The organism is Streptomyces sp. NPDC021224 (assembly GCF_044332905.1).
Classification (GTDB): domain Bacteria; phylum Actinomycetota; class Actinomycetes; order Streptomycetales; family Streptomycetaceae; genus Actinacidiphila.
Genome location: NZ_JBIRPW010000001.1, coordinates 1,149,906 through 1,160,479, shown reverse-complemented (window position 1 = coordinate 1,160,479; position 10,574 = coordinate 1,149,906). Strand labels below are relative to the sequence as shown.

The 10,574-nt window shown below is 72.5% G+C and carries 9 protein-coding genes; 6 read left to right on the top strand and 3 right to left on the bottom strand.

The genetic code is table 11. The features are described from left to right. Positions 1-186: 186 nt before the first annotated feature. Positions 187-609, bottom strand: coding sequence for a DUF2637 domain-containing protein (locus tag ACH4PY_RS05130; RefSeq protein ID WP_398175987.1), 423 nt, complete (start codon positions 607-609; stop codon positions 187-189). Positions 610-1,211: 602 nt separating this feature from the next. On the opposite strand from ACH4PY_RS05130, the gene ACH4PY_RS05125 reads away from it, so the two are divergent. Continuing rightward, on the top strand, positions 1,212-1,928 hold the full coding sequence (locus tag ACH4PY_RS05125) for a DUF4352 domain-containing protein (RefSeq protein ID WP_398175985.1): 717 nt from the start codon (positions 1,212-1,214) through the stop codon (positions 1,926-1,928). A gap of 258 nt (positions 1,929-2,186) precedes the next feature. Here the strand turns inward: ACH4PY_RS05125 and ACH4PY_RS05120 are convergent, their stop codons facing one another. Beyond that, positions 2,187-2,702, bottom strand: coding sequence for a MarR family winged helix-turn-helix transcriptional regulator (locus tag ACH4PY_RS05120; RefSeq protein WP_398175983.1), 516 nt, complete (start codon positions 2,700-2,702; stop codon positions 2,187-2,189). Positions 2,703-2,949: 247 nt separating this feature from the next. Between ACH4PY_RS05120 and ACH4PY_RS05115 the strand changes: the two genes are divergently transcribed. Continuing rightward, the gene (locus tag ACH4PY_RS05115) at positions 2,950-4,131 is read left to right on the top strand and encodes an MFS transporter (protein ID WP_398176102.1); all 1,182 of its coding nucleotides are present in this window, start codon (positions 2,950-2,952) and stop codon (positions 4,129-4,131) included. Between the two features lie 183 nt (positions 4,132-4,314). On the opposite strand, the gene ACH4PY_RS05110 is transcribed toward ACH4PY_RS05115, so the two are convergent. Further along, the gene (locus ACH4PY_RS05110; protein ID WP_398175981.1) at positions 4,315-4,923 is read right to left on the bottom strand and encodes a helix-turn-helix domain-containing protein; all 609 of its coding nucleotides are present in this window, start codon (positions 4,921-4,923) and stop codon (positions 4,315-4,317) included. A 126-nt stretch (positions 4,924-5,049) separates the two neighbouring features. Between ACH4PY_RS05110 and ACH4PY_RS05105 the strand changes: the two genes are divergently transcribed. The 4 genes from ACH4PY_RS05105 (at position 5,050) to ACH4PY_RS05090 (ending at position 10,422) form a co-directional block, all read left to right on the top strand. Next, positions 5,050-5,868, top strand: coding sequence for an MBL fold metallo-hydrolase (locus tag ACH4PY_RS05105; RefSeq protein WP_398175979.1), 819 nt, complete (start codon positions 5,050-5,052; stop codon positions 5,866-5,868). A 166-nt stretch (positions 5,869-6,034) separates the two neighbouring features. Continuing rightward, positions 6,035-7,333 (top strand): FAD-dependent monooxygenase, encoded by a 1,299-nt coding sequence (locus tag ACH4PY_RS05100; protein WP_398175977.1) that lies wholly within the window; start codon positions 6,035-6,037, stop codon positions 7,331-7,333. A 223-nt stretch (positions 7,334-7,556) separates the two neighbouring features. Then, positions 7,557-8,285, top strand: a complete 729-nt coding sequence (locus ACH4PY_RS05095) for a DUF4232 domain-containing protein (protein WP_398175975.1) — start codon at positions 7,557-7,559, stop codon at positions 8,283-8,285. 154 nt (positions 8,286-8,439) lie between these two features. After that, positions 8,440-10,422, top strand: coding sequence for a hypothetical protein (locus ACH4PY_RS05090; RefSeq protein WP_398175973.1), 1,983 nt, complete (start codon positions 8,440-8,442; stop codon positions 10,420-10,422). Positions 10,423-10,574 lie beyond the last annotated feature (152 nt).

Here is a 10,574-nt window from a genome sequence, read left to right as displayed (position 1 = left end):
GTTCATCAACCGACAACACCAACTCGGCCTTCGGCCGACCCGTCCGTGCCACAGGCCAAGTCTACAGATATGAACGAAATTCCTGACTCAGAAGACTAGGGCCAGGGGGGCAAGGTCCTCTCCGCGCGGGCGGAGGTGTCGCGACCACAGTGCGGCCAGTCGACCACGAGCAATTCGACCAGGAAATCAGGACCGGGCCGCGCTCTCGCTCTCGCGCCCCTCCAGCGCGTCAGCCGCCTCGGCTCGCTCCAGCCGCCCCGCGCCCGTCGCCAGCAGCGCCACCGGCGGCCACCCCGCCACCAGGACCGGCTGCCACGCCAGGCGCGGAGCCGCCGCCACGTTCGCGGCCAGCGACACCGCGATGCCCAGGCCGAACGCCAACCGGACCGCGTACCGGGTACGCCGACGGCCCGCAGCCTGGGGCTTCAGCAGCCCGATAGTCGCCGGCACCAGCAGGCCATCGACGGACAAGGGCCACCACGACGCCCCCACCCGATCGGCACCGCCGTCAAGGGCGAAGGTCCGCTGGTGCTCGTACGAGGCGTACGCCGCGACCGCCGCGACGACGGTCGCGCACGCGCGCCGCAGCCAGAGGTCGGACGCGCTCACCGCAAGCCCTCCCCTACGCCGCTCGCCCCGCTCCTGCGCCGACGAGGTACCTCGACCGTCGCCGGCAGGCGCAGCGGACGTGCAGGGTTCTGCGGCATCCCGTTGGGGGCACCACCAGCATCTGCGCGTCCCCGGGCTCTGCGTCCCGAGTCGGGTCCTCCCCAAGCCCTCGTGCCGCTTCCCCGACCTCCGCCGTCAGCGATCCGGGCAGCGTGACGCCTCTCGTCACGTCGTCGGAGCCCAGGTCCACCGTGACCCCGAAGGTCGACGAGGCCGAAGAGCGTACGCAGCAGGCCCTGGGCGCCTGGGCAAGGTTGAGGGACAGGAAAGGCGGGGTCTCGAACAGGTCGGCGTCCTCAGCCCGCGGAAGGACCGGGCCGCCTCCATCCTCGGCCTCGCCGCCTGATCCCGAAGGAGGCGCGTGACCGAGTCACCGCGCGTCCCATGAGGCGCTCGAACTTGTGACGCATCACCAATAACCCAGCGAACGGGGCACATTTGCGCCTGCACTGGCTCGTAGGTCACAGGCAGGCAACACCACCCCGTACCCGCTAGTACGCATGCAATCCTCGCTCACCACCACAACACCCCCAGGGGGACCCATGTCCGAGCAGCACCCCAACCCGAACACCCCGCACTGGGCCCAGCCGCAGCCGCAGCAGCCCATGCACACCGGTTGGGTCACCCCGCCGCTCGCCCCGCTCCCACCGAAGAGGCATCGCGCCGCGAAGATCGCAGGCGGCATCGTCGGCGCGATCATCGTCATCAGCGTCATCGGCGCGGTCGCCGCCAACGGCAAGAAGGGCGGCACGAACAGCACCCCCGCCCAGGCTGCTCCTGCCCAGACCGCCCCCGCCGCCAGCACCGAGACCACGTCGCCCGAACCCGCAGCTCCAGTGAAGAAGAAGCCCGCCGTCGCCGCTTACGGGGACACGTACACGTACACCGACGGTCTCGCGATCACCGTGTCGAAGGTCGCCAAGTACACGCCGGGGCAGTACGCCGCGGGAGCCCACCACGGCGACAAGGCGGTCGTACTGACCGTGAAGATCACCAATGGGACCGGCAAGCCGTTCGACACCACCCTCCTCAGCGTCAACGTGAAGGCCGGCGCCGACGGCGAGGCCGCGGAGGACATCTTCGATCTCGACAACACGATCGGGGACGGCTTCAGCGGGACGGTCGTTCCCGCAGCCACCGCCACTGCGAAGTTCGCCTATGACATCCCGAAGAGCGCCACGGGGAAGCTCGACATCGAGGTGCAGCCGGACTCCGGTTTGGAGTACGAGAGCTGGCACTGGGTCGGCCAAATGCCCTGACCTGACCTGCGCCCGCCCCGTCCGCCGAGCCCCGACGTGCGGGGCGGAAGTTCGAATGACTCACAGCCCCCTGGCCAGCTGATACACCGGCCAGGGGATTTTTTGGGTTCATGACGTCAGCACCGCGTCAGCACGGATCTCGTGGAGTGTGACCTTCACCGCGGCCGCGGGTTCTCAGTGACCGCGGCATGAGCCCGGCCGCCGGGTGCGCGCGGCTGCGTGCCGGGCCGCCCGGCACCCCGTCGTCGTCGGGGGCTGTCAGTTCTCGGCCACGGCCAGCACGCGGCGCAGCAGATCGGCGAGCGTGCGGCGTTCGTCCGCGGTGAGCACGCCGAGCAGGCGGTACTCCTCGTGTCCGACCACGTCCATCGCGCCGAGCCAGGCGGCCCTGCCGTCCTCGGTGAGTTCGACGTCCACCCGGCGGCGGTCCTCCGCCGAGGGCGTCCGGCGGACGTAGCCGCGTCGTTCCAGGGTGTCGAGGCGCCCGGTGATCGAGGCGGGCGCCATCTTCAGGTCGGCGGCCAGTTGTGACGGGACGGCGTGGCCGCCGCGCCCGGCCAGCGAGTGCAGCGTGTCGAACTCGTGCTTGTGCAGGTCGAAGTCGGCGAGGGAGCGTTCGCGGACCCGGCGCAGGTGGTCGGCGAGCACCTTCACGCGTGTGACGGCGCCCTCGATGTCCGGGTCGAGGCCGGGCATCACCGGCAGCCAGCGGTCGATGTGACCGTCGGTCCAGTCCCGAGTCGCAGGGCCCTGCGCGGGTTGCGGAGTGTCCATGACGGCGATCCTAGCCGCGGCGCCACCCGATGCGTCGTCACCGAAATATTCGTTGACGAAATATCAGACGGCGAAATACCTTGTGCCCGTGACCCGACCGCCGACACCCACCACGCCCGCGGACGCCGCGGAGCCGGACAAGGCACGGCCCGCAGCCGTACACCCAGCCGACGTGCCCCCGCGATCCGCGCGGCCCGGCGACGCCCGTCCCCCGCACACCCCGCACACCAGTCACCTCCCGCACCCCCTGTGCGACCGCGCCTTCCGCCTGCTGTTCACCGGGCGCACCCTCTCCTCGCTCGGCGACGCCGTCGTGCCCGCCGCGCTGGCCATCGCCATCAGCCGCGCCACCGGATCCGCCTCCGCGCTCGCGCTCGTACTGGCCTGCGCGATGGTGCCGCGGCTCCTGCTGCTGCCGCTGGGCGGTGTGATCGGCGACCGCTTCGACGCGCGGCGGGTCGCACTGACCACCGACCTGGTCCGCTGCGCCGCGCAGCTCGTCGTCGGCCTCGAACTCATCGGCGGCACACCGCGGCTGGCCGACATCGCGATCGCCGAGGTGATCGGCGGCACCGCGTCCGCCTTCGCGTTGCCCACCGCCGCGCCGCTGATCAGCGGCACCGTGGACGGCGGCGGGCTGCTGCGCGCGAACGCGCTGATGGCCTCGGCGGCGAGCGCGACCCGGCTGGCCGGGCCCGCCGTCGCGGGCGCGCTGATCTTCACGGCCGGTGCCGGCTGGGCGTTCGTGCTGGACGCGGTGTCCTTCGCGGTCAGCGCGGCGCTGCTGGGCGTCATCCGGATCCGCCGCACCCCGGCGCCGCGCCGCTCGATGAGGGCGGACCTGGCCCAGGGCTGGAACGAGGTGCGCTCCCGCGACTGGTACTGGACCAGCCTGATCGCGCACTCGGTGTGGAACGGCACGGCCGCCGTGCTCGCCACCCTCGGACCGCTCGTGCTGCACCGGCGCCACGGCGGCGACGGCGTGTGGGTGGCGGTGCTGGAGGCGGGTTCGGCCGGACTGCTGCTCGGCTCGCTGCTCGCATCGCGCGCCCGGCTCACCCGCCCGGTCCTCACCGGGAACCTCGGCCTGGCGACCTACGCGCTGCCGCTCGCCCTGCTCGCCGCCGACGCACCCGGCTGGCTGCTGGTCGTCTCCTACGGCATCGCGCTCGGTGCCCTCGGCTTCCTCACACCCGTCTGGGAGACGTACGTCTTCGCATCCGTGCCGCCGGACGTCCTGGCGCGCGTCACGTCGTACGACTGGCTGCTGTCACTGGCCGCGATGCCCGTCGGGTACGCCGCCGCCCCGCCCGCGGCGCACGCCTTCGGCCCGGCGGGCCCGCTCTACGTCTGCGCGGGACTGGTCGGCGCGGCCTGCCTCGCCACCGCCGCCTTCCCGGGCGTCCGCAACGCCCGCACCGTGACGTGACGTGACGTGACGCGACGTGCCGTGCCGTGCCGTGACGACGGCCGGAACAGCCGTCGGGTGCAGCCCGTCGGTGCTCATCGCCCGGACGGTCGGGCCCGGCACGGGGGCGGAACCGGCCCGGAGCACACCGCCCTGAGGCCGTCCGGCCGATGGTGACCGGGGCGGCCCATGAGCCGTCGTCGGTCAGGTCCTGCGGGAGATGACCATGAGGTATTCGCAGCCGGCGTCCGTCGGGTTGGCGAAGCCGTGGTCGGTGTCGGCCTGGAGGAACAGGGAGTCGCCCGCGCCCAGGGTCTCGGTGATCCCGCCGATCGCGACGGTGAGGGTGCCGTCGAGCACCACGAGCTGCTTCTCCGTACCGGGTGGATACGCCGGCAGCAGTCCGGTGGAGACCCGTGCGGGGAGGCGGTGGAGGACGATCTCGGCTCGTCCCGCCCCGGGGGCGGCGGACACGATGTGCCGTTCGAAGCCGGTTTCCGGGTCGCGGAAGACGGGGCGGTCGCTCTTGCGCAGGGTGACGGCGACGCCCGGCGCCGCTGCGGTCGGCGCGCCGGTCAGGTCCGAGAGCGACGTGTCGAGGGCGTGGGCGATCTTGGACGCGACACCGATCGTCGGGCTCTTCTCCCCGCGTTCGACCTTGGACAGCATCGCGCGGCTGACCGAGGACCGGGTGGACAGCTGCTCCAGCGTCAGGCCCGCCTGCTCGCGGCGGCGCCGCACGTTGCGGCCGAACGCACCGGCCGGCTCGTCGGCGTGCCGCGGTTCGGCAGCGTTTCCGTCCTGCTCGACCACCGTGCTCCTCGACCGTTGAGTGCCTCGCTGCCCGCAGCGTAGTGTGTCCCCGAAATTGTCTCCTAAAGAAGACAGTGCGTCTTCTATCAAAGAGTCGCTGTGTGCTCGTCATGACGGAGGGGTTCCATGCGTGTGATCTCGAGCGGTCGGCACCACGCCACATTCGCGTTCGGCGGCCTGCGGGTGGTCGCGTTGCGGGACGGGTACATCGACATGCCGCCGACCCGGCTCCGCGCGGAGGACGGGCGCGCGTTCGGCGAGCTGCCGGCCGCGGTCCCCCTGGCGGGCGGCAACCTGCGGCTGTCGGTCAACGCCTTCCTCGTCACCGACGGCGTACGCTCCGTGCTCATCGACACCGGTGGGTCCGATGTCTGGCCCGAACCCACCATGGGACTGATCTACGAAGCGCTCGACGAGGCGGGAGTCGACCGCGCGCGGATCACCGACGTGGCCGTCACCCACCGCCACGAGGACCACGTGAGCGGCCTGATCGCCCCGGACGGTGCGGAGGCGTTCAGCGGACTGGAGCGCGTGTGGATCGGCGCGGGCGACGCCTCGGTCTTCACCGGACGGCTCGCCCCCCTCCGCGACCGCGTCGTGCCCGTGTCGGAGGAGGTCGCGATCAACGACTGGATCACCGCGGTCCCGACGCCGGGCCACACCCCCGGCCACACCGTCTACGACGTCAGGAGCGACGGCGGCCGCCTCCTCGTCTGGGGCGACACCGTTCACGTTCCCACGCTCCAGTTCGACCGGCCGAACGTGACGTGGGAGTACGACGGCGACCGGTCCCGAGCCCGCGACGCGCGAACAGCGCTCCTCCGGCAACTGACCGCACCGGACTGCTTCGTTGCCGGCGCCCACCTCGACGCACCCGGCCTCGCCCGCGTCACGCCTTCCGGTGACGGTTACGCGCTGGAGTACCTCGCACCACCGATCGGCTGACCGGGTCCCGGTTCCGCACCGTTCCGCACCGTTCCGCACCGCGCTCGCGTCGGCCGCACCAATGAGTTCTGCGCGGAGCGGCAGTCGGTACTGCCGGATCCACCGGCGGAGGTGGGCCCGCGCCGGGAAGGTTCCGGCGCGGGAGGAAGCGCAGGGAGGCAGTGTGATGGGCGTCGACGGCTCCGGGCAGGGGCGCACGAGCGGGACGGTCGCGACGGGCGGGCAGGGGGCGCGGGGGAGGGGCCCCCGGGTGCTGGTGGCGGGGGCGAGTGTCGCAGGGCCCGCGCTGGCGCACTGGCTGCGCCGGTGGGGGGCCGAGGTGACCGTGGTGGAGCGGGCTCCCGAACTGCGCCCCGGGGGGCAGGCGGTGGACGCGCGCGGGGTCGCCCGGGAGGTCATCCGGCGGATGGGGCTGGACGCGGTGGTCCGCGCGGCGTGCACCGACACCGCCGGGGCGCACACCGTGGACGCGGACGGGCAGGTGCTGGAGACCTTCCGCGCGGACGACGACGGCGGCGACGGGTTCATCGCGGACATCGAGATCCTGCGCGGGGACCTGTCCCGGTTGCTCCACGACGACACCCGCGACGGCGTCGCGTACGTCTTCGGCGACCGGATCGCCGAACTGACCCAGGACGCGGACGGGGTCGACGTGGTCTTCGCGGGGGGCGCCCGGCGGCGCTTCGACCTGGTGATCGGGGCCGACGGGCTGCACTCGCCGCTGCGGGCGACGGTCTTCGGGCCGCACCAGCAGTTCCTGCGCCACCTCGGGCACGTACTGGCCTTCTACAGCATGCCCAACGCGTTCGGGCTGGACCGCTGGCTGCTCGAACACCAGGACCAGGAGTCCGGGCGCTCCGTCCTGCTGCGTCCCATCCAGGACGCCACCCGGGCGATGTCGATGTTCTCCTTCGCCTCGGCCGGCTTCGACGGCGACCACCGCGACGTCGCGGCCCAGAAGCGCCTGCTGCGCGAGCGGATGGCGGGCATGGGCTGGCTGACCCCGGACATCCTCGCGCACCTGGACGACACCCCGGACTTCTACCTCGACCAGGTCGCCCAGGTGGTGATGGACCGCTGGTCGCACGGACGCGTGGGACTGCTCGGGGACGCGGCGTTCAGCTCGTCGCCGATGTCCGGGCAGGGCACCGGGCTGGCACTGGTCGGCGCCTACGTGCTCGCCGGGGAGCTGGCCACCGCCGGGTGGGACCCCGAGGCCGGGTTCGCCCGCTACGAGGCGCTGATGCGCCCGTTCGTCGAGGCCAACCAGGAGATCGGCCGGCTGAACGCCCGCAGCCGCGACATCCCCGGCCCGGACGCCGAGCCGGTCCCGGACTTCACCGGCGAACGGTTCACCGACCTCGTCGGCCGCGCGATCAACGGCATCGAACTCCCCGACTACCCGGGGATGCCGGCCCCGGCAGCCCCCGCCGCAGAGCCGGTCGCCGCGCCGCCCCAGCCGTAGCGGAGCCGCTCGGCGGCAGGAGGCGGCGCACGGACGCCCGGTACTCCCCCGCGCCGGCGGGCGCGTCGCGGCGCAGGGTGAGGGCCCGGACTGCCACCGTTCGGTCACCAGTGTCACAGGCGTGACACTGGAGCAACCGGACGCCCCGGGGGCTCGTGAAAAGATCATGTAAGGCCGAACACAGCGGCGGACGTGCCACCTTGGCCCCTCTGGAGGAACTCTGATGAACACGCAGCTGCGCACCAAGCGGATGGCGGCGACCGTGGGCGTGCTGCTGGCGGCGGGGGTCGCCCTCACCGCGTGCTCGTCGGGGAAGGACGGGGACAAGAGTGACGCGGCGCCGTCCGTCACGGTGACGAGCGCGAGTCCGTCCGACTCCGCGGGCGACGCGGGCGACGCGGGCGACGGCGGTACCGGGGACACCGGGGGCGACAGCGCCTCCGCTCCGACGTCCGCGCCGGGGTCGAAGGCGGACGGCGGGACCGGGAAGAACGCGGGCTCCTCCGGTGCCGCGGCGCGCTGCCGCACGGCGGACCTCGGGTTCTCGTTCGGGCCGGACAGCGGGGCCCAGGCGGTGGGGAGCCAGGGCGGGATCGGTGTGGTGATGACCAACAAGGGCAGCGGCGCCTGCACCCTCCAGGGCTTCCCCGGGGTGGACATCGTCAGCGCGAGCGGCACGCACTGGTCGCTGGCGCGGCAGGCCAAGAGCACGGCGAAGGTGACGATCGCGCCGGGTTCCGCGGCCTCCTTCGAGATCACCTACCTGCCCTTCGACGCGGGCAACTCCGGTGGCTCCAGGGCCTTTAACGCCAAGAGCATCCTGGTGACCCCGCCCGACGAGACGCACTCCACCACGCTGAAGTGGGACGGCTTCGCCGACGTCATGGACCAGAGCGGTGCCACCCACCCGGGGACCTACGTCGGCCCGGTGGTGGCCGGTGGTGGCGCGTGAACGAGTTGTGAACGGCTCGTGCGGGTCCGGCGTGTAGCCAGATTTCAGACATTCGCACCTGAGATTGCCCTGTTTCCGACATCGACGACTCATGGGCACGTGCTTACGCTGCGCCGAAATGCGGGACCTCCCCGCAGGAAGGTGAGGCGTACACATGCCAGTTGCCAGACCCTCGGCCGAAAGGCCTGCCTTATCCGCGCACGGCGCGCACCCCGCGCGCCCCGGGCATCTCGCGCGCAGACGGCTCCGGCGGCTCGCCGGGGCCGTCGTCACCGCGATCGCCACGATGGTCGCGGTGTTCCTCGTCCCGTCCGGTACGGCCGCGGGCTCCTCGTCCCCCGGACCGCTGACCGCCCAGCAGTGGCACAGCGCCATGACGCAGCTCACGACGCCGTCGAAGGGCTGCTACACCGCGGACTACCCGGCGCTGTCGTGGCACAGCACCGGCTGCACGACGGCCCCGCCGAAGCCGTACGTCCCGCACGTGCCGGCCGCCGCGGGCAACGCCGGGCCGCACCTGCCCGCCGCCGCCAACGCACCCGCGGGGAGCGCCGGTTCGGCCGGGGCCCCGTACACCGTCGGTAACGGGATCGACTTCTCGGCCGGTGTGACGGGCCTGCTCACCGGGGCGACCGGTTCGTTCCCGACGGTGAGCGGGGTGACCAGCGAGAGCAGCGGCGGCGTCGCCAACGCGTACTCGCTGCAGCTCAACAGCGCGCCCTTCACCAGTCCGGTGTGCGCCGGGCACCCGGGGTGCCAGGGCTGGGAGCAGTTCATCTTCGCCAACCCCGGGGCGGGCGCCGGTTCGGCGTTCATCCAGTTCTGGATCCTGAACTACGCTGCCACGTGCCCGGCTGGCTGGTGGACGTACTCCGTCCACTGCTACACCAACGGCTCGGCGGTGACGGTCCCCTCGCAGCCGATCACCCACCTCGGCAGCCTGAAGCTGTCCGGCAACGTCACGAGCGCGCTGGACACCGTGGTCATGGACACCGGCGCGGGCACCATGAGCGCCTCGACGGCGGACAGCATGCTGAGCCTGTCGGCGGGCTGGAACGCCGTGGAGTTCATGGTCGGCGGCAACGGCGGCGGCTCGTCGGCGAACTTCAACGCCGGCTCGTCGCTCACCGTCCAGACGGTCACCCACAACGGGACGACCAACGCGCCGAGTTGCCTGATGACCGGCTACACCGGTGAGACGAACAACCTCAACCTCGTCGGCACGCCCGCGTACGGGATCGGGGCCTCGCCCTCACTGCGCAGCAACCAGAGCAACCTGACGACGTCGCCGCCCTCGTGCGCCTCGGCGCAGGGCACGGGCGACACGCACCTGGAGACCTTCGGCGGGACGTACTACGACTTCCAGGCCGAGGGGACCTTCACGCTCGCCCGCTCCTCGGCGATGACCGTGCAGTCCAACCAGGTGTCGGGCGCCCCGCTCGGCTGGCCCGGCGCGTCCGTCAACAGCGGGGTGGCGACGCAGATGGGCGCGGACACCGTCGCGGTGTGCGCGGCCAAGGGCCTGGTCGTCAACGGGTCCGGCACCTCGCTCGCCGACGGCGCGTCGGTCACCCTCCCGTCCGGCGACCGGATCGTGCGCACCGGCAGCCAGTACGTGGTGACCGACCCGCAGGGCGACTCGATGGCGGCGACGGTCAACCCCGGTTACGTGGACGTCCACGTCGGCCTCGGCTCGTACCCGCAGCCGGTCGTCGGCCTGCTGGCCAACGCCCCCGGTACGAACGACAAGTTGCGGACGAGCACGGGCGCGGTGCTGCCCATCCCGCTGGACTTCAAGACGCTCTACAACGTCTACGGGGACAGCTGGCGGGTGCCCGACGGGCAGTCGCTGGTCGCGGTCTGCGGCGACAAGACGCAGGCGGCCGACCCGACCGCGCCCTTCTGGGAGAAGCAGCTCCCGCAGGAACTGCACGACAAGGCCCTCACGATCTGCCGCCAGGTCGGCGTGAAGGACGCGACCCTGCTGGAGGCGTGCACGCTCGACGTGGGCGTGCTCGGGCAGAACGCGGCGCGTGAGTTCCTGACCGAAGTCCCGCCGGTGGACGTCGCGTTCAGCGAGGACACCGAGGGCGGCGGGGGCGGCGTCAACGTCCCCGGGCGGCAGCCGGCGGGCTGACCTCCGCAGCCGTCCGCGCTCACTCCGCCCGCCCGCTGACCCCCGCGGACCGGCGGTCGTCGCGGGCCCGGATCCCGACCGGCTCCGGGCCCGCGCACCACGGCGTGCCCCGCACGTACACCCGTGCGAGGCGGCGCCGGCCCCCTCCGCCA